The organism is Paenibacillus alvei DSM 29, assembly GCF_000293805.1.
GTDB lineage: Bacteria > Bacillota > Bacilli > Paenibacillales > Paenibacillaceae > Paenibacillus_B > Paenibacillus_B alvei.
Genome location: NZ_AMBZ01000004.1, coordinates 583,359 through 604,630, shown reverse-complemented (window position 1 = coordinate 604,630; position 21,272 = coordinate 583,359). Strand labels below are relative to the sequence as shown.

Below are 21,272 nucleotides of genomic sequence, written 5' to 3'. Positions count from 1 at the left end.
AAAAATCATGAACTTTAAGGCAAAATCATTATAGCATACGATTTGTTTTTCGCCTATTCTTTCCTTTTCAAATCATTCTATTTTTGCTATAACGGAATGGAAGAGATGAAAGGAGCTGCTTGGTGTGGAACATCCGAAGAGATACTACGCTCATATTATTCCTCATACGGAACGAGTTGTTGTTGTCGAAGGCCCCGTACGTTCCGATATTCTTCGCACCTTGACTATGCACACCGATTTGAAGGCGTTTCGCCGGCCAACTGATCAACACCAAGCGCTTGTGGAGATCGCAGATTTACCCGAAGGACGCATTATTATTGCGAGAGAAGGCTCTACTATCGTCGGTTACGTCACCTTCCATTATCCCGATGAGCTGGAGCGCTGGTCAGATGGACAAATGGATGATTTAATTGAGCTTGGCGCCATTGAGGTCGCCAAGGATTACCGCTCACTTGGTTTGGGCAGAAGCATGATTTCGACAGCGTTTGAAGATGAACAGATGGAGCGCTATATTGTATTTACGACTGAATATTATTGGCATTGGGATTTGGATGGCACCCGAATGAACGTATGGGACTATCGGAAGATGATGGAGAAGTTGATGGAATCCGTAGGCATGATCTGGTATGCGACAGATGATCCTGAAATTTGTTCCCACCCTGCCAACTGCCTTATGGTTCGTATCGGCAAGAACGTTCCATTATCGTCAGAGGAGCAGTTCGACCGCGTCCGATTCCGTCAGCGGTTCATGTATTAGTATTGTTAGGAGAGGGATGTTGGACATGTCAGGTAAGGCACTATACTTCATGCATGAGGAAGCCCTCCGCTATCGCTTTAATGCCGATCACCCATTCGATCAGCAGCGGCTTGCTATGACGCATGATCTGCTAGAATACGCTAAAGCCATAGATGAAGGCGCTATCACACGTCTTCAGACGGAAGCCGCAGATATCGAACGTTTGCTGCCTCTCATTCATCGCGCCGACTATATCGAAGCTGTAAAGAAGCTTAGCGAACCGAATCCAACTGCCGAGTGGGCCGTTAAAGCAGCACAATACGGCTTGCATACGGAAGACACTCCTTACTTTCCAGGGATGCATACAGCGGCTTGCGCGATAGTTGCCGGTTCCATTGCTGCTTGTGAGGCGGTCATGTCTGGAAGATCTGAACACGCTCTGCATTTGGGCGGTGGACTTCATCATGCCTTTGGCGATAAAGGTGCAGGCTTCTGCGTATATAATGATGCTGCGGTCGCAATCGCCTGGCTTCGGCATACGTACTGTGCAAGAGTGCTGTATATCGACACAGATGTCCACCATGGAGATGGTGTACAGTGGTGCTTTTATACGGATCCAGATGTATTTACTTACTCCATTCACGAGACTGGGAAGTTTCTGTTCCCGGGTACAGGATTCGTGCATGAACGCGGCGGTGGAGAGGGTTTTGGCGCTTGCGTCAATGTACCGCTGGAACCGTATACGGAGGATGACTCGTGGCTGGAATGCTTCACAGAGACCGTACAATGTGCAGCAGCAGCATTCAAGCCGGACATTATAATTAGCCAGCATGGCTGTGATGCTCATGCAATGGATCCGTTGTCTCACTTGCATTGCAGCACGCGTATCTATAGTGAGATCCCGCGCATTATCCACCGTCTTGCACATCAATACGCCAATGGCAAATGGGTCGCCATTGGCGGAGGTGGCTATGATATATGGCGGGTCGTGCCGCGCGCTTGGAGCATGCTATGGCTGGAAATGAGCGAGCATCCGCTTGCACGTACATTAACGAACCACCCACAGCAGCTATTGCCGGAACAATGGTTGACGAAGTGGTCGCAGAAGTCCCCCGTACCCCTCCCCCACACTTGGCATGATGATACATCTACTTGGGCGCCGATGCCAAGACGAAGTATTATTCAAGACCGCAATGCAAGGGCTAAGGAGCTTGCAATGTAATATATTCGTTAGAATGAACAGCGGCGCAAGCAGATCCTAAGTGTAGGTCGCTTGCGCCGCTGTGCTGCCTATCATATTCATTACTTATTAACTAACGTAATTAGTTCTGTAATCCTTGCAGCATGCTGTCCACAATTTGGTGGGAGCGATGTGAGGCTTCCACCGTGAATTCAGAAAAGTTAACATGAGCTGACCCATCCGCCTTATCCGACATGGAGCGAATAACGACATACGGAATCTCATTGATGAAGCATGCTTGTGCCACTGCGGCACCTTCCATCTCTGTGCAAACTGATCCAGTGAATGTTTCATACAGCTTTCGAACTTTGTCTCGATCTGCGACAAATTGATCGCCTGACAGCACGACTCCTTTGCGATATCGGCCTGGTACGAGTCGTTCACACGCCCGTTCTGCCAATTCGATAAGACCTGCATCAGCCATAAACTGTGAGATCTCTTGGAACGGGATTACGCCTGGAGCAAACCCAAGTGCGGTTACATCCATATCATGATGCATGCAGGACGTCGAGATGACGATGTCCCCGATGTTCAGTTCTGGGTGCACTGCACCTGCTACGCCTGTGAAAATCACCTTCGTTACATGAAAACGGTCGATCAGCACCTGCGTAGTTACTGCAGCATTTACTTTCCCTACTCCAGACTTGCAAATAACGATGTTTATACCGTGGAGTGAGCCCTTGTAATAACGGAGTCCCGCGACATCCACTTGTTCTACCGGTTGAGCTGCCTGAAGCAACAATTCGATTTCCTCATCCATTGCCCCAATTACACCAATAACCGATCCATGCGCATTCGTCATCGAAACCAGCCTCCTGTACGTATATCTACTTCATAACCATACAAAAGACCCCACATACATGGGGCCTTACGTATATATCTAACCGTATTCTTATGGATTCACACGCAGCAACCGAACCTTACACTTCACTTACAGACAAGCGAAGAATCGTTTCGTGCGGCAAAATTACACGTGAATGTTCTACATTTTCCTTCTTCATCAGCTTCGTCAGCAAGCGCATCGCTACCGCACCAATGTCATACATTGGCTGAGCTACCGTCGTCAATTGCGGACGAACCATCGATGCCATGCGGATATTATCAACACTGATGACAGAGAAGTCATCTGGCACCTTCAAGCCAGCATCTTGAATGCAGTGTATTGCGCCGATAGCCATCTCATCCGTTGCAGCAAAGATTGCCGTCGGACGCTTCTTCAAGCCGAGGAAGTACTTCATCGCTTCTACGCCGGACTCATAGCGGTAGTTGCCAATTCTAACCAAGTCTTCCTTGTATTCGACGCCCGCGCCTTCCAATGCACGCTTATATCCTTGAAAACGGGCAAAGCCGTTTGCTGGATCTTGAAGTGTGCCGCTGATCATCGCAATGTCACGATGCCCATGTCGGATAAGTGTATTCACAGCATCAAAGGCTGCTGCCTCGTGATCGATATCGACCGACGGGATAATCCCATGCTCGTCTGTTGTTGCACACAGCACAATCGGCACCGAAGCAGTACGGAATGCTTGAACATGATCCTCCGTAACAACTCCGCCCATAAACAACAGTCCGTCCACCTGCTTCTCCAGCAGCGTATTAATAACCCGAATTTCTTTCTCCTTCTTCTTGTCCGCATTGCACAAAATGATATTGTAATGATACATATTGGCAATATCCTCAATACCGCGCGCTACTTCGGCAAAGATAGAATTCGAAATATCAGGAATGACAACCCCAACGGTTGTCGTCTTCTTACTCGCAAGTCCGCGTGCAACCGCATTCGGGCGATAACCTAAACGTTCAATCGCTTCGTATACTTTCTTACGCGTTTGCGGCTTCACGTTCGGGTTGTTGTTGACAACCCGGGAAACGGTGGCCATCGAGACGCCCGCTTCTCTTGCTACATCATAAATAGTTACCGTCACGATCCTTCTCTCCAATTAACGATAAATTTGTTGCGACCATTGATATTATGTTAATGATACGCTATTTTCAGAAAATTCGCAATGTCACGAGCAAATCCGCTACCATTTGTCATTATTTACCGTTCATTGCGTAAGGATGCTTTCTAAGTTGTCATATCGTATAGCATGATGCGATTCGTTCCATGCAGGCTCCCCATCACGCAATACGATGACCTGCGGGGATTCATGCTTAATGCCCAGCTTATCCGCACATGCAAGTGAGACGTCACGATTTTCGACGACCAGAATTCGGCCAATTGCAATTCCTTGCGATTCGAACTCCTCTGCCACCTTGCTCATTTCCTCATCCGCATGTGAGCTAATCGGACAACGCGTACTGTGCTTGAAAAGAACTACGGTTTGCTGCTTCGACCGTTCTATAAACGCTTCAAGTTCTTCCATCGTAGTCACTGCTTCCATTCTTACTGCCTCCTATACTTCGATTCGTTTTGCTTACATGTATAAGAATATCGATCATAATTCTTATGATGATCTATGAAAATGCTCTTTAGCTTATTTTAACCCGATATGACTCAAAACTAAAACCGGAAATCTGTTTTAATCTGCATTGCAGCTCTTTCATCCATAGTGTGTCATTGCACGTCCGTGCAAATAGATACAAGTCGAGCAATTGATTGACCCGTTCTGCAATGCGGCATTCCAACCGTGACAGCATATCATCGCATTGCTCCTCATCCAGCAAGGAGACGATAACGCTGGCCAGCTCATTCTGCTCATCAAAAGATACATGCAAAGGAGCATTTTCCAATGCCTGCGGGTTCTCAGCGATCATATCCATGCGATTGTGTATGAGAGCTATGACATCCTTTTTAATAAAGGAAAGCAGTTCCGAGCGCCCGCAATTCATACAAGTGGCAACCGGTACACGATGGATGTGAATCGTTCGTGCATGTACAACTGTGCGGACGGTTATATCCATGTATTGATCACAAATGCATCTTGTATACATATCATTCACCCCTGAACATACAACGTTGGTATTCCTACCATTTCTATAGATGATACTGAAGATGATACTGATGATTTCTTGCGGCCAATTGCTGCAGACGACTACATTTCAATTTTGGGTTATCCTAATATTCGAATATTCGACTAAGCCTTACAATCTCCTTCCGTGCACATATATGTATTTTTTTACACTTTTAGCAATTTACCTAGCGCTGCTGAGCGATTTGCAATGAGATTTCTCACCTTACGCATGCAATTTGTGCGGGCGCTGTGTACTTTTTCACGGACAATGTGGTTAAATAAATGTGGTGTATCGTACACGATTCCCTGTTGTCTATGATCGTAGGTCATATTGGAATAAGAGACAATGGACATTGTATGGGAAAACCCCCAATTCTCTGAGAGTTCTGCAAAAAATAGGCGGAATTCAAAGAAATGCTCTGCTATATCCATACGAAGGAGGGACAACATTCATGCGTTTAAGTGGCAAGCGAATTGTTGCATTTGTAGATGAAGAATTTGAAGATTTGGAACTGTGGTATCCGGTTCACCGCGTCCGTGAAGAAGGCGCCGAAGTACATCTGGTAGGTCTGGAACGCGGCAAAACCTATATCGGTAAATATGGTGTTCCTGCAACCTCAGACTATGCTTATGCTGACATTGATACATCTCAGTACGATGGCGTGCTCGTTCCTGGCGGATGGGCGCCGGATAAGATCCGCCGCTACGCTGATGCGCTCCGCATCGTGAAGGAAATGAATGCTGATGGCAAACCTGTTGGACAAATCTGTCATGCTGGCTGGGTACTCATTTCCGCTAAGATTTTGAATGGCCGTACGGTGACTTCTACTCCGGGAATTCGTGACGACATGGAAAATGCAGGTGCTAAATGGCTAGATGAGGAGGTTGTTGTAGACGGCAATCTCGTATCTGCGCGCAGACCGCCTGATCTGCCTGCATACGGCAAAGCTTTTTGCGATAAATTAGCCGAAGTATAATTACCTGCTCCATAGGAAAAAGGCATGCCCTCGTTTGAATACCAGGGCATGCCTTTTTGTACGGTGTTTCTCTGTTTCTCCTTAATATCCTTATGAACGCTGCTGCTCGAGCAAGATCTCAATTTCTTCCTTTGTTCCCGATTCGAACACACTTTGCGCGATACGTTTGCACTGCTCCACTGTTGAGCGTCGAACTGCCGCCTTCACACGCGGAATGGAACGAGAAGACATGCTTAATTTATTCACACCAAGCGCAAGCCAAATGGGCACCGCCCGTGGATCTCCAGCCATCTCGCCGCATACGCCAACCATGATCCCTGCTTGCTTCGCCGCCTGAACGGTATAACGTATCAAGCGAAGGACCGCAGGATGGAATGGATCATACATATGTGCAATTTGCTCATTCATCCGATCTACTGCAAGCGTATACTGAACCAAATCATTCGTTCCGATACTAAAGAAATCGACTTCCTTCGCAAGCTGATCGGCGATCATAGCTGCGGCTGGAACTTCTATCATAATGCCTACTGGAAGCTCTTCATTGAAGGGAAGGCCTTCTTCACGCAGCTCGGCCTTGGCATCCTCCAGAATGGACTTAGCTGCCTGCACCTCATTCACGGATGTAATCATCGGGAACATCACCATAATCGGGCCATGAGCGCTTGCACGCAAGATGGCTCGCAGTTGTGTCTTGAATAGATCCTGCCGATCGAGACAAATCCGAATTGCCCGATAACCGAGGAACGGATTATCCTCCTCAGGCAAGTTCAAATAGTCCATCGGCTTGTCGCCGCCGACATCTAATGTGCGAATAATAACCGATTTTTCCTTGCAATGTTCCGCCGCTTCCAGATACACCGTGAACTGTTCAGCTTCTGAAGGGGGATAGGAGCGATCCATATACATGAACTCCGTCCGGAATAGCCCAACACCTTCCGCCCCATTTTGATCGGCAATATTCAGTTCGCGCGTAGAGCTGATGTTCGCTCCCAACTGAACATTGAAATCATCGAGTGTAACGGCTGGTAAGGATACGATCTTCTGAAGCTCGTCAGCTTCCTGTACATATGCATCTCGCCGAACTTCATAGCAGGATATCACATCCAGCGGTGGAGCAATATGCACAATGCCATACTCACCATCAACAATAACCGTATCCCCTGTCTGGATCGGCTTCGATATTTTTCCTTCCAGTCCGAGTACAAGTGGAATGCCCAGCGCTCGAGCCATAATGGCCGAATGTGATGTTTTCCCTCCCTGTAGCATGACAATCCCCAATACATTTTTGGGATTCAAATGCACCAACTGTGACGGAGACAGCTCCTTCGCAACAAGGATATACGGCTGTGCGTCCGTCGGAAGCGTTATTTCCGGAGCTCCTAGCAAATGCTTGAGCAGTCGGTTACCTACATCCTTGATATCCAATGCCCGCTCCTTCATATACTCATCATCGAGTAGGTCGAACATCGTTACAAAATGGTCGATCGCTTCCTTTACCGCAACTTCAGCTGCCTTATACTGACGCTGAATGAGTCCTTGAATTTCATTCATGAAGATCGGATCATCCAAAATAGCCAGATGAGCGTCAAAAATACATGACTCTTCACTGCCGACCATTTCTTTAATTTCACTCTTAATAAATTCGATTTCGTGCTTCGAGGAACGGATTCCGTCATACAATCGTTCGAATTCACGCGCTAAGTCGGCTGGATCCATTTTCTCCTCAGGAACATCCCACTCCCAAGTCGGCAATACAAATGCTTTGCCTATGGCAATGCCTGCGGATGCACCGATACCTTGGACTTTCTGCGTCATCGGCTTGCACCTCCAACCGCGTGTTCATGCATGATGACTGACATGACTGAAGTCTGCCCCTTCCGTACAGGCGCAAATGGCGCTATGCTCCATGATGCTACTGCGTCTGAGTTCGTAATTACCATCGGTGTTGCAAGTGATTTACAGCGTTTTTTCACTTCAGGCAAATCAAATTTAATGAGCAGCTGTCCCGGTTTCACTTCATCACCTTCCTGTACTACTGCTTGAAAACCGGCGCCATTCAATGATGACGTCTCTATTCCAATATGTAACAATACTTCTAACCCCTCAGGCGTTTCAATGCCGATCGCATGCATCGTCGGGTAAATATGACGAATATGTCCGCGTACAGGCGATACGAGCTCTCCTTTATCCGGATAAAAAGCTACGCCCTGACCTACAAGCTTCTGAGCAAATATCTTATCCGGCACTTCTTCGATCGGAATCATCCGTCCATGCACAGGAGCAACAAGCCAGATCTGGTTCGGATCCCGCTGCAGACGCTTTGCCATTTCGTCCTTGATTAACTCCGAGTACGTGCCAAATACAACTTGAATATGACCGCCTCCAAGACGAATGACCCCTGCTGCTCCAAGTACGCGAAGCGCGTGACGGTCTACCAGCTTATCATTTTTGACTCTTAACCGCAGTCTCGTAATGCAGGCTTGCAAATCAATGATGTTATCTTTACCTCCAAGCGCGCGAATAATTAGCGGCACCCTAGGGAGCAAATCTCCCGCCATATCATCAAGCAAGGAGCCATCGACCCTGCCTGGCGTCGGGATTTGAAACCGCTGAATCGCATAGCGGAACACCACATAATAGATGAATCCAAATGCGATGCCAATCGGGATAATCCACAGCCCCTTCGTCGATTGATGGAAATTGACCACATAGTCAATTGCCCCGGCGGAGAAAGAAAACCCATGTCTAACACCAATCTCAGCAGTCAGCCACATTGCAGCTCCGGTCAACAAGGCATGGACAACAAATAGATAAGGCGCTGCGAACAAAAAGGCGAATTCAATCGGCTCGGTAATCCCCGTCAACAGGGACACACAGGCAGCCGTAAAATAGGTTTTGCGCACCTTCGGGCGTAAATCTTCCCGTGATTCATGTACAATAGCCAATGCAACGGCCGGTAGTGCGAACATCATAATCGGATACATGCCTGCCATATAAATACCTGCACTCGGATCCCCTGCGAAAAACCGCGGTAAATCCCCTGTAAAGGACATCCCTTCGCTATTCGTAAAGGTGCCAATTTGGAACCAGTACACATTATTGAGAAGATGATGCAGTCCAAATGCGACTAACACACGATGCATGACTCCATACAAAAACACCCCGAATCCGCCCATGGCAAGCAGTTCTTGGCCAAGAAACATGACGCCCTGCTGCAAAAACGGCGAGCAAAGCTTCATAAACCAAGAAAGCAAAATCGAAGCAAATATCGTAATGGCAATCACAAATCTCGGACCACCAAAGAACTGCAAATATTCTGGCATCTTTATATTTTTGAACCGTTCATGCAAAAAGCCTGCCATGACCCCAAATAAAATGCCATTCAGAATCGTCGGTTCGAATGAAGCTTGCCATTGAACAAGCAGTTGTTTGAAGATAAACATACCAAGCAGGGACGATAGTGCAGCTACACCAGCATTATTAGATAGTCCAAGTGCAACCCCAACTGCAAAAATGTAAGGAAGTACGGAAAATACGGTCTTCCCCGTTAATTCAAATAATATCGCAATATCCGACAGGCCTGCGCTGTGAAGCAAATTGCCAATGGCAATAGCAAGCGCAGCAGCGGGCAGTGCGATTAGCGGCTGCATGAGCGCACGCGATAATTGCTGCAATCGCCCTAATTGATTCAATGCACATCCTCCCTTCTACCAAGAATGGTAAGGGCATCACGCTTTGTTGTCAAAGCATTTTACAGCCGCATTCCTATCTCGCAGCACTCGTAAATAATATGGCGCGAAAAACCGGGCCCCTTCATCGCAGCAGCAACTCGGAATGCCCGGTCTTCGTCTTTTCACGTTATGAGGACGCAGACTCTCCCTTGCCCTGCGGAAGCAAAATCGAGTCTAGCACCTTAATGCACAAATCCATGACAACAGTCATTCCATGCTCCTCTGCAATTGCAGCTGCCTCTTCACTGACAACACCCTGCTGCATCCAAATTGCCCCAGCATTCACAGCCGCAGCTTCACGTGCAATGTCTGCGCAGAATTCACTGCGTCGAAACACATTGACGATATCAATATGATCCGGTACATCGCGAAGCGAAGCATAGCAAGGCTCGCCAAGTATGCGATCCGCTTTCGGATTAACAGGTATGATGCGATATCCCTTGCGCTGCATCGCCTCTGCCACCATATAGGATACGCGAGTCGGATCGTCAGATAGTCCGACAACTGCAATGTTCGTGCTGCTAAGGAGCAGCTCCTTAATTGCCTCTTGCGATGGATGCTGATAGCTCATTATTACACAACCCCCTTAAATTTGGCAGTAAGCTGCCGGATTATCGTACATTACGCGTTCTATTCTACCCATTCCACTTGTGCGCCAAGTGCACGCAGATGATCGAAGTATTGCGGATACGACTTGGCAACATGGTGAGCATCTTTAATGCGGATTTGCTGCTCTGCACGCAAGCCGACTACCGTTAATGCCATAATAACACGATGATCATAATGAGCGTTAATTTCTACACCGCCTGTCACGCCTTCTGGGCGTCCATGAACGATAATTTCTGCTTGACGCTCCTCGACATCCGCACCTGCTTTGCGGAGCTCTGTTACATAATCAGTAATTCGATCACATTCCTTGTAGCGCAAATTCTCCACATTGTAGAAACGTGAAGTGCCTTCCGCGAACACAGCAGCAGCTACCATAGCTAGAACTGCATCTGTTGCAACGTCACCGTCAACTTCAACGGCCTTCAGCCTGCGATTTCCTTGAACTCGCACAACGGAATGCTCATGCTCAAGTGGAACCTCCATCATGCGCAGCACGTCGACAATCGCTCGCTCTCCTTGCTTGCTGTCCTCTGTTAATCCGCGAATGATAACGTCAGAATCAACGACTGCCGCTGCAGCGAGAACCGCTGCAGAGCCCGGATAGTCGCCTTGAACGGTATATGTCTTTGCTTCATATTGTTGATTGCCGGCTATCTTGAAATACATTAGATCTTTTCTTGCTTCGATTCGAATTCCTGCTTCCGCAAGCACCTCAAGCGTTTGCCCAACAACTACCTTCGATTTCAAATCATCCATTACTTCAATCTCACTGTCTTCCTCAAGTAACGGTGCCAGGAACAGCAGCGAGCTTAAAAATTGCGAGCTTACATTGCCCGATACCTTAATCTTTCCTCCACGAGGCTTCCCGCCTCGAATCGTAATGGGTAGCTTGCCTTCCCGGTGATCAATGCCCACGCCCATTTGTTCAAGCGCAGTTATTAGATCATTATGAGGACGCTTGCCTAACGAATCTGGATACGTATTTACAAAATTGACTTCTTCCAGCAGAGAGGCTGTCCCCATCAAGAAGCGTAGTACAGCACCCGCATTTCCCACATTCAATTCGTGTGAGGGATTGCTCAATGTCGGTTTTTTTCCGAAGCCAATAATGACAATCTTCTCTTCATCCTCTACCAGCTGTGCACCTAAATCATGGAGGCAGCGCCGCATCGCATCGCTGTCTTCACTGTGAGCAGGATAATAAATCGTGCTCGTGCCCTCCGCTAATGCAGCTGCAAGAAGGTAGCGAGTTGTGTAGTTTTTCGAAGAGAGTGCTTGAATATCCCCTTGCAGTTTCGGTGTTGATCGAACGATTACGTCCATGCGCTTCCACTCCTTTATCTTTCAACGTATAATAACTCTTATCTCGAATGAATTCTAGATAAGAAAGGATGCCTATTTGACATGAAACCAATTGCTCAAATTGATGTGGCTGTCTTAAAACAACGCCTAGAACGCGGCGAAGCGCTAAATTTAATAGATGTGCGGGAAGAAGAGGAAGTAGCTTACGGGATGATTCCCGGCGCTAAACATATCCCCATGAACGAAATTCCCGATCGCCTTGATGAAGTTGAGCGGACGGATGAAATTATTTTCATTTGCCGCAGCGGATATCGCAGTGAACGAGTTTGCGAATATTTGCAGCATATCGGCATTGAAGGGTGTGTCAACATGGAAGGCGGCATGCTCGCCTGGAGTCAGTTAGAACACAAGTCTGTATAATCTGGAACGATGGTCGGCCCCTCATGCTAGGGGCTCTTACTTGCAGCTTCCATCCGCCAGCTTACAAATGCGAGCAGCCAATTGCACAGCGGTCTCATTATCGGTAGCTATGGTTGTATGTGCAAAGTCATACAGCCCCTCGCGCTGCTGTATCAGCTTGGATACACGTTCTTCCATGTCTCCCTGAAGCAGCGGGCGATTGCGGTCTCGCTTCACACGCGCCAAAATGGCCTCCTTGCTTGCAGCCAAATGAACGATATAGCCTCCGTCTCGCATTAACTCGCGATTGTGCTCACGAAGGACGATCCCGCCGCCAGTAGCAATTACATGCCGTGTTGAATGGTTCAGCATATCAGCTAAGGCCTGACTTTCTCGTTCTCGAAAATAAGCTTCTCCATCCGTAGCGAAGATTTCTGGGATCGAGCGGCCCTCACGTGCGACCACAGCAGCATCTAAATCTGCAAAACTGCATCCTAGCTGTCTAGCCACTTCTTGACCGACTGTCGATTTCCCGGTGCCCATGAATCCGATTAAAATAATATGCTGCATGATTTCAAGCCTCATTTCTTAATAAGTCAAGCCGCTCTGCATGAAGCATTTCAGCTGTTGGCTTGACGGTAAACTTCCCATATGATATCACACGTTTCTTTTATTCGACAATGCCGATAGGTATAAAATGAAGAAGTTCAACGTAAAGATGAATAATAGCCCTGCTGCATTGTCTATTTTATTAGGAAACCGGATAATGCCACTTTTTATGTAGGAGTGAATAAGGCATGCCAAATTTGCCTATCCCAGAACCGCACCCATCCAAATCAGCTATTCAGCGCCCCATATCCGTTCGTTTGTCTCGGATTTTGGATCCGAATCACCCACTGTGCAGGGAAGACATCGTCTGGGCGCTGGATGTGATGAAGCAGCAGCTCACAGATCATCCGGACAAATGGGCTATGCTTGCATCAGATCAGCTCGTGCGTCGCTTTCATAGTTATGCCGAAATCTCCTCCCTGCTCGTGCACAGCAGCAGCTACGGACAGGAATCTGATCGCATACGCAAATACTTGACCATTCTCGTATCCGGATTATATGAGTAGCAACCGATGAATATCCTTATGCAAAAATAACGCCGAGTCCTCCGCGGGCTCGGCGTTATTTTGATTTCTATTAAGACATCCAGTTGTAGTGGAATGTTCCTTCTTTGTCTACGCGTTTGAATGTATGCGCTCCGAAGTAATCACGCTGTGCTTGCAGCAAGTTCGCTGGCAAGCGCTCCGTGCGATAACTGTCAAAATATGCAAGTGCACTTGCGAATCCTGGAACAGGAACACCATACGCAACCGCTGTGCTAATGACTTCGCGCCATGCATCTTGATACGTCTCCACAATATTTTGGAAGTAAGGATCAAGCAGCAGGTTCTTCAGCTCTGGATCGCGGTCATAAGCTTCTTTAATGTTTTGCAAGAAGCGAGAACGGATAATGCAGCCGCCGCGGAAGATCATTGCGATCTCGCCGTAACGAAGGTTCCAGCCGAATTCTTCGGATGCCGCACGCATTTGTGCGAAGCCCTGTGCGTAGGATACGATCTTGGACGCGTACAAAGCCTTGCGGATGCTCTCGATGAAAGCTGCCTTGTCTCCAGTGAATGCAGCAGTCTTCGGCCCTTTTAACACTTTGCTTGCAACGACGCGCTCGTCCTTCAATGCGGATAAGAAACGGGAGAATACAGATTCTGTAATCATGGATAATGGAACGCCCAGGTCAAGCGCGCTTTGGCTTGTCCATTTGCCAGTACCTTTTTGACCAGCAGAGTCGAGGATAACATCAACCATCGGCTTGCCTGTTTCCTCATCGTATTTGGAGAAGATGTCCGTTGTAATTTCAATCAGGTAGCTGTCAAGCTCGCCCTTGTTCCACTCACCGAAGATGGAGTGAAGCTCTTCAGTACTTACACCAAGCACATTCGTAAGCAAATGATAAGCTTCACAGATCAATTGCATGTCGCCGTACTCAATACCGTTATGAACCATTTTCACATAATGGCCTGCACCATCTGGCCCGATATATGTGCAGCAAGGATCTCCATTTACCTTCGCGGAAATGCTTGTCAAAATCGGCTCTACTATGCGATATGCACTCTCTTGGCCGCCAGGCATAATCGCAGGCCCCTTCAATGCGCCCTCTTCACCGCCGGATACGCCAGTCCCGATGAAGCGGAAGCCCTTCTCTTCCAAGTACTTGCTGCGACGCTGCGTATCAGGGAAGTGAGCGTTACCGCCATCGATAATGATATCGCCTTGATCCAAATGCGGGATCAACTGCTCGATTGTTGCATCTGTAGCTTGTCCGGCTTGTACCATAATCAATATTTTACGAGGTGTCTCAAGCGACTGCACGAACTCCTCAATTGAATATGTACCTGTCAGATTCTTGCCTTCCGCCTCGGCAATGAGTGCATCTGTTTTCTCGCGGGAACGGTTGTATACCGATACTTTGAAGCCGCGGCTCTCGATGTTGAGCGCCAAGTTCTTACCCATTACGGCAAGGCCAATGACACCAATTTGATTGTTAGCCATTTGGTTGTTCCACCCTTTATCCATAAATTTATATATTTTGCATTACGCTTATTGTACAGCACAGCAAAACACCCTGCAACCATCTCGCCCCTAGCAGTTCATCCATACATTTTGGCGGATGGGAGGGTGATCAAAGCATGAAAATCACTTACCATTCAAGCTGAATCATTTCTGAGCGCAACTCGTTCAGCTTTTCTTTACAGCTCTCAATTACAGCTATTTTTTGCTCATTCATCGCTTCGAACAACTCGGCGAGCGCATAATCCATTTCAAGCCGAATTACCCGCATGCGCTGCTCTGCCCGATTGGATAAAAACGCCTGCATCATCTCCTCCGTTGTCACTATAGGGCGCTTCTGATAGAGCACACGCTGCTTAGGTCCAATAACCTCAACCAGCCGTATTCGCTCCCCGAACAAAATATTTTCGATAAAGATCTGTCTATCTTTGAACCGTTTGACGACCGCATGCCCGCGTGAATCGCCGATCAGTTTTTCCATGAAGTCAGCCAGCTTCTCATCCCGAATCGTATAGTCGCCGACAATTTTGTAGCGCTGCTCCACACGTTGGAACCGAAGTTTGACCAACTTCCTGCCTGTTCGGATAGATACGATGAATAGCGATTCATTTTCACTCCAATACAAGGAATAACCTTCTTGTATGAGATCACGGATGAGGTTCTGGATTTGCCGACGGTCAAAGCGTAGCTCCAAGTTGCAATACTCCACCTCGTCGCTGCGATTCACGGCAATCCCTCCTTACCTTCTCGTATACTCCATCATATGATTCATCAACTTGGATTATTGACTCGATTTCCGAACAAGAGGCTTGTTCCATCAAAATATAATAATTATAATTTGATAAACATTCTCAATGAGATGTGATATACTGAAATAGCGACTATTTACTATGAAAATGAAAAATGCAAGTATGTTATTTTGAACGAGTCCTGAGTGTAGATGTAGTAAGTTTAACTATTTCAGTTGGACTTACATCAATAATGCATAGATCACAACTTGGTAGAAAGGAAGAGATGCATGTCTTTTACTGGATTTTATCCTTCAGACTTTGAAACTTTTACGATCGAGGGGCTGGATGCTCGGATGGAGGCGATCCGCGAACGTATTCAACCCAAATTCCGTGCTATAGGCGAACAACTCATTAGCGATGTAGCTATGCATAGCGGAACTGAAATGTTCCTCCATATCGCGAAGCATGCACGCCGTACAGTCAATCCCCCAAAGGATACGTGGCTTGCCATTGGGCCAAGCAAGCGTGGATACAAGTCCCTGCCCCATTTCCAAGTTGGCCTGTTCGACGATCACCTTTTCATTTGGCTGGCTTTCATCTATGAAGTGGCGAACAAGCGTAATATTGCACAAACGATGCTCGATCACCAAAAAAAGCTGAGAAGCATCATTCCGGATGATTATGTATTGTCTATGGATCATATGAAGAAAGATGCCTTACGTATCGGTGAGTTAAATGACGCGGATATGACGGACAAGCTTACCCGCTTCCGGGATGTGAAATCAGCAGAATGGCTGGTTGGACGCCACATTGCGATGAATGATCCGCTGCTGCAAAATGGTGAGGCATTTATGGAGCTTGCCCGGCAGACGATCACAACACTAATGCCGCTATATCGGATGGCTGTCGAAGCTTAACGAGTGTAACAAGCGGAACAAAAAAATCTGCGTTCTCCCCTTGCCTGAGCAGAGGTTGAACACAGATTTTTTTGCAAATGTATTCCTATGCAGTTGTGCTCGCCGCTGTTTGCTTCCGATCCAGCAGTGCAAAACGAACAAGCAGCCAAATTGCAGCAATGCACAATACAGCTCCAATTATGTATGGCAGATTAATATTCCACCCGAACAGAGCCGTAGCCAGCAGCGGCCCCGTAATGCGTCCAAAGCTGTCCATAGATGAATTCAAACCTGAAGCAACCCCTTGGCTTACCGTCGTCTTCTGTGTAATCAACGAGGTAACACACGGGCGAATCAGGGCATTGCCGATCCCGAATACACATAAATAAATCGTCGCGTCGACAACACTTGAGGACAGCAACAGCAGCAAGAATCCCGCAGCTGATATGATCAAGCCTACGGCAATTGCCTTCTTCTCTCCTCCACTCTTAATGTAGCGTCTTACAACGCCGCCCTGAATAAGAGCTCCCGAAAGTCCGCAGAAGAAAAACATATATCCAATCTGCTCCTCTGTAATTCCGGGAATTCGTACCGCTTCAAAGTAGAGCAGCGTTGATTCTAGACCTGCCAACGTGAAGGTTACAAAGAAAGATAATACATACAAATACTTCATGCGGCCTGTAAAGGCGGTCCAGCGTGAAGGAGCTGATTCGTGGCTCGCCTTGCGCTTCTCAGGAGTGAGCGACTCCTTGAGCAATAGAAAGCCCAATACACATGTGATAAATGTCAATGCTGAAGCTGCAAAGAAAGGCGTATTATAACCATATCTGCTTAAAATACCGCCAAAGGCTGGTCCAAAAGTAAAGCCCAAGCCAATCGACATTCCGACGAATGCCATGCCCTTCGTTCGTTGTTCGGGCGTCGTGATGTCAGCGACATAAGCAACGATTACTGAAGCCACTGCACCGGAGAAGACCCCTCCCAGAGCACGGGATACATACATCATCCAAAGCTCACCATCTGCTAATCCGAACAGCAAGTAGCTAATGCTGAAACCAAGAGTCCCGATAAGAATGATCGGACGCCGGCCTACTTTCTCCGACAGCGCCCCCCATATTGGTGATACCACGAACGCAATCAGTGAATAAATCGCGAGCATTAGCCCCAAATGAAATTCATTGGCGCCCGCATTCGTTATCATTCGCGGCAGAACCGGTATTACAATTCCAAATCCAATGAACACCATCATCAGCATGAACATGACGACGGACATTTTCTTTTTCATGACACTTCCCTCCGATATGTACATCCTATCACACCATACCCTGAAACGAAAATGAATAAACTGCGAATCCTCGTTCTCTATATCACTTCGAACAGCAGGAAAAACATCTTGCATTCCGGGGCGTTTTTGTTAAACTTAACTTTGTTTGCGCAGGACACACCATGCGCAGCTCAGTAGATTGCCAACATGAAAGGTTGTGATACGGCGATGAACCATCATCGGACGCCCTTATTTACCGCACTTACGGAGCATGCCTCCCATAATCCGGTGCAGTTCCACATTCCAGGTCATAAGAAAGGCGTAGGAACAGACGCAGAATTCCGAAGTTTTATCGGAGATAACGCGCTCTCTATAGATCTGATTAATATTGCTCCGCTTGATGACTTGCACCAACCTACGAGCGTCATCGCCGAGGCGCAGCAGCTCGCTGCTGACGCATTTGGTGCCGATTATACGTTTTTCAGCGTACAAGGCACAAGCAGTGCAATCATGACGATGATTATGTCGGTATGTTCTCCGGGAGACAAGATTCTTGTTCCGCGAAATATCCATAAATCCGTCATGTCCGCCATTATTTTGCCGGAGCGAAGCCTGTATTCGTCTCACCAGCACGGGATGCGAATCTCGGAATCGATCATGGCATCACAACCAGCTCAGTGCGCAGAGCTTTGGAGAAGCATCCGGATACAAAAGCGGTGCTTGTCATCAATCCAACATACTTCGGTATTTGCGCAGATTTGAAAGAAATCGTCGATTTGGCACATTCCTACGATATTCCTGTACTTGTTGACGAGGCACACGGCGTTCTTATTCATTTCCATGAAAAGCTGCCGATGTCTGCGATGCAAGCCGGTGCTGATATGGCTGCAACAAGTGTGCATAAGCTTGGCGGTTCCATTACGCAGAGCTCTGTGCTTAATGTGAATACCAAAAATGGACTCGTTAATCCTCAGCGTGTACAAACGATATTCAGCATGCTGACTACGACATCCACTTCATATATATTGCTGGCTTCTCTCGATACATCACGCCGCAACTTGGCCCTGAATGGTCATGATATGGCGGAAACTGCGATTGAACTGGCCCAGTTTGCTCGTCAGCAAATTAACGAAATTCCTAGCCTCTATTGCTTTGGCGAAGAGATTTTAGGTGGAGAGGCTACTTACAGCTACGATCCAACTAAACTAACGATACATGTCCGTCATCTAGGAATTACTGGTTATGAAACAGAGAACTGGCTCCGCGATCATTACAATATTGAGGTCGAGCTTAGCGATATGTACAATATTTTGTGTCTCGTAACTCCGGGTGACTCCAGAGAGACGATTGACACGCTGCTTCGAGCTTTGCGTGAATTATCTGAGCTTCATCATGAGCGGAATGAAGTTCAGGAGCTTGTTGTGAAAATACCGGAGATCCCGCAGTTGTCTCTCATTCCACGAGATGCCTTCTATGCGGATACAGAGGTTATTCCATTCAAGCAATCTGCAGGTCGAATCATTGCTGAATTTATATACGTATACCCGCCAGGCATTCCGATCTTGCTGCCAGGCGAAGTCATATCGCAAGAGAACATCGATTATATCCGCGATCACGTCGACATCGGGCTCCCTGTCAAAGGGCCTGAGGACCGCAATATTGAATTCGTCAAGGTTATACGCGAGGAACGCGCAATATTTTAAGCATAATACAGGGTGCCCCATGATGTTGGGGCACCCTGTATTATTATTCCCTCTACCAGTTAGTATTGATCCTGAACCTCAAGTGAAGGTATTCGCGTACGCAGCAGCTGAGCCGCCTCATACGCTGCCTCCTTATGCGGCAAATCAAACTTCGCTTGCAGAATTTCTGAACGCAAATCGTCAGCGCATAATAAGGTTGAACGTCCTGTTTGCATGCATACGACTAATGTCTTACCATAAAAATGATCGGAATAAATGAGTGCGAAATCAAAGCGAATCTGTTCTGTGGCCCAACCGACAAAGGTTACATTTGCTTGCTCCGTTACTTCATACAAATCGTCAAACATCGCACACCTCCTCGGGATATCCTATTCCAAGAACACCAACCAATTAATGGTTTTACGTTCAAGTATAACATACCCATTTAGACACGAACAAGAATCAAACTCCACTTTCCATGTAAATATTGCCATCCGGATCAATCAGATGGTATGATGAAAGCGATTCGTGCTACAAGCAGAAGATGTCCGAAGGGGAGGATAGATTCGATGAGTCAAAGCGCATTCATTACATTTGTTGATGGTTCGGAGGTTGCATCCGTAACATTAGATGAATTAAAGAGCCAGCTTCTTCATTATCGGGAGCAAACCCAATTAACTGGAGAACAATTAAACTGGGATTATGCCGAGGCTGCCTTTCCATATACAATTGAGACAAAGCCCGACCAAGAGCAGGAATGGTTTTATTTAAAAGGTTCGGATCCATTATATCGGCACATCGTGTTCGGTGTAGGAGAAAATGAGGATTCCAGGCACTATGTACAAATGGTGCTGCCTGATGGTGCCACTCACGGAGACAAAGCCAAGGGAAATGAGTTATGTAAATACTTGGCCAAAAAGTGGAAAGCTGAGCTTACACTATTCAATGGAAGGATTATGCATTATAATCCGCGCAAATAAGAACATGCAATGTATTTATTTACGTACGCAATACGCAGCATATACAGAACAAGCTCCAGAGATCTCCGGAGCTTGTTCTGTGACGTATATATTGGTGGAGCGAGAATAATTACTCTCCTTGCTCAGCAACCAATTCATTGTATGCTTGCTGTACGCGTTCCCATTCAGCATCATCTTCGATAGGAAGCATTGCCATTTCTTCGCCTTGCTCTTCCAGACGTACGATGATTCCGTCCGCTTCTGGATCGTTTCGTTGGAGAAGAAGTGCATATAGCTGCTCGTCGACGTTGAACGTTTCGACCATTGCCATGTCGATTTCGTTGCCGTCTTCGTCTACCATTGTAATAATCAATTCATGATCGTGGTCGTGATCATGATCGTGTCCACATCCGCAGTCATGGTTATGTTCGCTCATGAGTAAATCTCCTTTATGTTCAGGTAGTGGTCATACTCACGTATCGTACCACTTTCTGCGAATGAGGTCAACGAAGGCCTAATCGCCTCAGTATGTATATCTAACCAGAAGCTTTCAGCCTTAGTTTGGCAAAACGGCTGGCAGCTTTTTCTGAGATATAAGTGTAAAATCACCATTCTTTTGTCTTAAATAGCAGGAGATCATGTAATCGCCCTTCGCCTTAAAGTCATACTTATGTTCATCGGTAGTGAACCAAAAGTTATCTTCTTTGTTTGGAACGTCCGCTTCCTGAATCATCGTTGTTTTCCCTTTGGGATCCGTTATCGTAATTTTAATCTTATCGACTGCCGATTGCAGACTATCAATTTGGACAAATACCTTAAAGGAATTTTTTCCGGTTTCAATTTTGCCAAATGTCTTATTGTCTTTAAACAGCATCAAATCCACATTAGGCTTATCTATGACTACCTTCTTATTTGCATCATCCCAGAATATGAATGCCTGAAGCGCTTCTGATAGTTGACGGACAGACAAATAAGCACGTCCATCTATCATATACCCGCCTTCACTCACGGAATTTCCATTTAGAACAACATCAATTTTCTCAGCCGCTGAAGCGGCTTGCGTAATATCTGTTTGTGCCGATGCATAAGCTCCGCCTACAATGGAACCAAGCAGTACGAAAGCTGCAAGTCTCTTGCCTTTCATCTCGTTACCCCCAAATTGCTTTGTTGTAAAGTTAT

General features: G+C 46.9%; 22 protein-coding genes and 1 pseudogene. 8 read left to right on the top strand and 15 right to left on the bottom strand.

Going from position 1 to position 21,272, the window contains the following annotated elements; all coding sequences use genetic code 11:
* Positions 1–124: 124 nt before the first annotated feature.
* Both PAV_RS16500 and PAV_RS16495 read left to right on the top strand, forming a co-directional pair.
* The gene (locus PAV_RS16500) at positions 125–757 is read left to right on the top strand and encodes a GNAT family N-acetyltransferase (RefSeq protein WP_005548183.1); all 633 of its coding nucleotides are present in this window, start codon (positions 125–127) and stop codon (positions 755–757) included.
* Positions 758–782: 25 nt separating this feature from the next.
* Positions 783–1,958: an acetoin utilization protein AcuC gene (locus tag PAV_RS16495; RefSeq protein ID WP_005548181.1), complete on the top strand. Its 1,176-nt coding sequence runs from the start codon at positions 783–785 to the stop codon at positions 1,956–1,958.
* A gap of 100 nt (positions 1,959–2,058) precedes the next feature.
* On the opposite strand, the gene PAV_RS16490 is transcribed toward PAV_RS16495, so the two are convergent.
* From PAV_RS16490 to PAV_RS16475, 4 genes are all read right to left on the bottom strand, one after another.
* The gene (locus PAV_RS16490; RefSeq protein ID WP_005548179.1) at positions 2,059–2,778 is read right to left on the bottom strand and encodes a 5'-methylthioadenosine/adenosylhomocysteine nucleosidase; all 720 of its coding nucleotides are present in this window, start codon (positions 2,776–2,778) and stop codon (positions 2,059–2,061) included.
* A gap of 118 nt (positions 2,779–2,896) precedes the next feature.
* Positions 2,897–3,901, bottom strand: a complete 1,005-nt coding sequence (ccpA, locus tag PAV_RS16485) for a catabolite control protein A (protein WP_005548177.1) — start codon at positions 3,899–3,901, stop codon at positions 2,897–2,899.
* A 123-nt stretch (positions 3,902–4,024) separates the two neighbouring features.
* Positions 4,025–4,360 carry a bacillithiol system redox-active protein YtxJ gene (ytxJ, locus tag PAV_RS16480; protein ID WP_005548175.1) on the bottom strand — a complete coding sequence of 112 codons (336 nt, stop codon included), beginning with the start codon at positions 4,358–4,360 and terminating at the stop codon, positions 4,025–4,027.
* 88 nt (positions 4,361–4,448) lie between these two features.
* A complete protein-coding gene (locus tag PAV_RS16475; RefSeq protein ID WP_005548173.1) occupies positions 4,449–4,910 on the bottom strand; it encodes a hypothetical protein in 462 nt (153 codons plus the stop codon).
* 472 nt (positions 4,911–5,382) lie between these two features.
* Here PAV_RS16475 and PAV_RS16470 point away from each other — a divergent pair, with 472 nt between their 5' ends.
* Entirely contained in the window at positions 5,383–5,907 is a 525-nt protein-coding gene (locus PAV_RS16470; protein WP_005548171.1) for a type 1 glutamine amidotransferase domain-containing protein, read from the top strand.
* A gap of 90 nt (positions 5,908–5,997) precedes the next feature.
* On the opposite strand, the gene ptsP is transcribed toward PAV_RS16470, so the two are convergent.
* From ptsP to aroA, 4 genes are all read right to left on the bottom strand, one after another.
* Positions 5,998–7,722, bottom strand: coding sequence for a phosphoenolpyruvate--protein phosphotransferase (gene ptsP, locus PAV_RS16465; RefSeq protein WP_005548169.1), 1,725 nt, complete (start codon positions 7,720–7,722; stop codon positions 5,998–6,000).
* Positions 7,719–9,599, bottom strand: a complete 1,881-nt coding sequence (locus tag PAV_RS16460) for a glucose PTS transporter subunit IIA (RefSeq protein ID WP_005548168.1) — start codon at positions 9,597–9,599, stop codon at positions 7,719–7,721. Before PAV_RS16460 ends, ptsP begins: the two co-directional genes overlap by 4 nt.
* A 166-nt stretch (positions 9,600–9,765) precedes the next feature.
* On the bottom strand, positions 9,766–10,209 hold the full coding sequence (locus PAV_RS16455; RefSeq protein ID WP_005548166.1) for a CoA-binding protein: 444 nt from the start codon (positions 10,207–10,209) through the stop codon (positions 9,766–9,768).
* Positions 10,210–10,268: 59 nt separating this feature from the next.
* The gene (gene aroA / locus PAV_RS16450; protein WP_005548164.1) at positions 10,269–11,570 is read right to left on the bottom strand and encodes a 3-phosphoshikimate 1-carboxyvinyltransferase; all 1,302 of its coding nucleotides are present in this window, start codon (positions 11,568–11,570) and stop codon (positions 10,269–10,271) included.
* Between the two features lie 81 nt (positions 11,571–11,651).
* Between aroA and PAV_RS16445 the strand changes: the two genes are divergently transcribed.
* Complete coding sequence (locus tag PAV_RS16445; protein WP_005548162.1) at positions 11,652–11,969, top strand: rhodanese-like domain-containing protein; 318 nt, start codon at positions 11,652–11,654, stop codon at positions 11,967–11,969.
* Between the two features lie 36 nt (positions 11,970–12,005).
* On the opposite strand, the gene PAV_RS16440 is transcribed toward PAV_RS16445, so the two are convergent.
* On the bottom strand, positions 12,006–12,518 hold the full coding sequence (locus tag PAV_RS16440) for a shikimate kinase (RefSeq protein WP_005548160.1): 513 nt from the start codon (positions 12,516–12,518) through the stop codon (positions 12,006–12,008).
* A gap of 227 nt (positions 12,519–12,745) precedes the next feature.
* Here PAV_RS16440 and PAV_RS16435 point away from each other — a divergent pair, with 227 nt between their 5' ends.
* A complete protein-coding gene (locus PAV_RS16435) occupies positions 12,746–13,063 on the top strand; it encodes a hypothetical protein (protein ID WP_005548157.1) in 318 nt (105 codons plus the stop codon).
* A 70-nt stretch (positions 13,064–13,133) separates the two neighbouring features.
* On the opposite strand, the gene gndA is transcribed toward PAV_RS16435, so the two are convergent.
* Both gndA and PAV_RS16425 read right to left on the bottom strand, forming a co-directional pair.
* Positions 13,134–14,543, bottom strand: coding sequence for an NADP-dependent phosphogluconate dehydrogenase (gene gndA / locus PAV_RS16430; RefSeq protein WP_005548155.1), 1,410 nt, complete (start codon positions 14,541–14,543; stop codon positions 13,134–13,136).
* A 148-nt stretch (positions 14,544–14,691) separates the two neighbouring features.
* Positions 14,692–15,288: a hypothetical protein gene (locus PAV_RS16425; RefSeq protein ID WP_005548153.1), complete on the bottom strand. Its 597-nt coding sequence runs from the start codon at positions 15,286–15,288 to the stop codon at positions 14,692–14,694.
* A gap of 291 nt (positions 15,289–15,579) precedes the next feature.
* Here PAV_RS16425 and PAV_RS16420 point away from each other — a divergent pair, with 291 nt between their 5' ends.
* Complete coding sequence (locus PAV_RS16420; protein ID WP_005548152.1) at positions 15,580–16,209, top strand: YktB family protein; 630 nt, start codon at positions 15,580–15,582, stop codon at positions 16,207–16,209.
* Between the two features lie 85 nt (positions 16,210–16,294).
* On the opposite strand, the gene PAV_RS16415 is transcribed toward PAV_RS16420, so the two are convergent.
* A complete protein-coding gene (locus PAV_RS16415) occupies positions 16,295–17,473 on the bottom strand; it encodes a tetracycline resistance MFS efflux pump (RefSeq protein ID WP_005548150.1) in 1,179 nt (392 codons plus the stop codon).
* Positions 17,474–17,680: 207 nt separating this feature from the next.
* Between PAV_RS16415 and PAV_RS16410 the strand changes: the two are divergent.
* Positions 17,681–19,155 (top strand): annotated as a pseudogene (locus PAV_RS16410) (aminotransferase class I/II-fold pyridoxal phosphate-dependent enzyme).
* Positions 19,156–19,214: 59 nt separating this feature from the next.
* Here PAV_RS16410 and PAV_RS16405 read toward each other — a convergent pair.
* Positions 19,215–19,502 carry a DUF3055 domain-containing protein gene (locus PAV_RS16405; protein WP_005548148.1) on the bottom strand — a complete coding sequence of 96 codons (288 nt, stop codon included), beginning with the start codon at positions 19,500–19,502 and terminating at the stop codon, positions 19,215–19,217.
* A gap of 201 nt (positions 19,503–19,703) precedes the next feature.
* On the opposite strand from PAV_RS16405, the gene PAV_RS16400 reads away from it, so the two are divergent.
* Entirely contained in the window at positions 19,704–20,114 is a 411-nt protein-coding gene (locus PAV_RS16400) for a DUF1885 family protein (protein WP_005548146.1), read from the top strand.
* 109 nt (positions 20,115–20,223) lie between these two features.
* Here PAV_RS16400 and PAV_RS16395 read toward each other — a convergent pair whose 3' ends face one another.
* Together PAV_RS16395 and PAV_RS16390 are read right to left on the bottom strand one after the other, a co-directional pair.
* Positions 20,224–20,529: a DUF1292 domain-containing protein gene (locus tag PAV_RS16395; protein WP_005548145.1), complete on the bottom strand. Its 306-nt coding sequence runs from the start codon at positions 20,527–20,529 to the stop codon at positions 20,224–20,226.
* A gap of 120 nt (positions 20,530–20,649) precedes the next feature.
* Positions 20,650–21,237, bottom strand: coding sequence for a stalk domain-containing protein (locus PAV_RS16390; RefSeq protein WP_005548143.1), 588 nt, complete (start codon positions 21,235–21,237; stop codon positions 20,650–20,652).
* Positions 21,238–21,272: the final 35 nt, after the last annotated feature.

Coding starts and splice junctions, on each gene's coding strand:
- PAV_RS16495 (WP_005548181.1), top strand. CDS start 783: ATGTCAGGTAAGGCACTATACTTCATGCATGAGGAAGCCCTCCGCTAT.
- PAV_RS16490 (WP_005548179.1), bottom strand. CDS start 2,778: ATGACGAATGCGCATGGATCGGTTATTGGTGTAATTGGGGCAATGGAT.
- ytxJ (WP_005548175.1), bottom strand. CDS start 4,360: ATGGAAGCAGTGACTACGATGGAAGAACTTGAAGCGTTTATAGAACGG.
- PAV_RS16475 (WP_005548173.1), bottom strand. CDS start 4,910: ATGTATACAAGATGCATTTGTGATCAATACATGGATATAACCGTCCGC.
- PAV_RS16470 (WP_005548171.1), top strand. CDS start 5,383: ATGCGTTTAAGTGGCAAGCGAATTGTTGCATTTGTAGATGAAGAATTT.
- ptsP (WP_005548169.1), bottom strand. CDS start 7,722: ATGACGCAGAAAGTCCAAGGTATCGGTGCATCCGCAGGCATTGCCATA.
- PAV_RS16455 (WP_005548166.1), bottom strand. CDS start 10,209: ATGAGCTATCAGCATCCATCGCAAGAGGCAATTAAGGAGCTGCTCCTT.
- aroA (WP_005548164.1), bottom strand. CDS start 11,570: ATGGACGTAATCGTTCGATCAACACCGAAACTGCAAGGGGATATTCAA.
- PAV_RS16445 (WP_005548162.1), top strand. CDS start 11,652: ATGAAACCAATTGCTCAAATTGATGTGGCTGTCTTAAAACAACGCCTA.
- PAV_RS16440 (WP_005548160.1), bottom strand. CDS start 12,518: ATGCAGCATATTATTTTAATCGGATTCATGGGCACCGGGAAATCGACA.
- PAV_RS16435 (WP_005548157.1), top strand. CDS start 12,746: ATGCCAAATTTGCCTATCCCAGAACCGCACCCATCCAAATCAGCTATT.
- gndA (WP_005548155.1), bottom strand. CDS start 14,543: ATGGCTAACAATCAAATTGGTGTCATTGGCCTTGCCGTAATGGGTAAG.
- PAV_RS16420 (WP_005548152.1), top strand. CDS start 15,580: ATGTCTTTTACTGGATTTTATCCTTCAGACTTTGAAACTTTTACGATC.
- PAV_RS16415 (WP_005548150.1), bottom strand. CDS start 17,473: ATGAAAAAGAAAATGTCCGTCGTCATGTTCATGCTGATGATGGTGTTC.
- PAV_RS16405 (WP_005548148.1), bottom strand. CDS start 19,502: ATGTTTGACGATTTGTATGAAGTAACGGAGCAAGCAAATGTAACCTTT.
- PAV_RS16400 (WP_005548146.1), top strand. CDS start 19,704: ATGAGTCAAAGCGCATTCATTACATTTGTTGATGGTTCGGAGGTTGCA.
- PAV_RS16395 (WP_005548145.1), bottom strand. CDS start 20,529: ATGAGCGAACATAACCATGACTGCGGATGTGGACACGATCATGATCAC.
- PAV_RS16390 (WP_005548143.1), bottom strand. CDS start 21,237: ATGAAAGGCAAGAGACTTGCAGCTTTCGTACTGCTTGGTTCCATTGTA.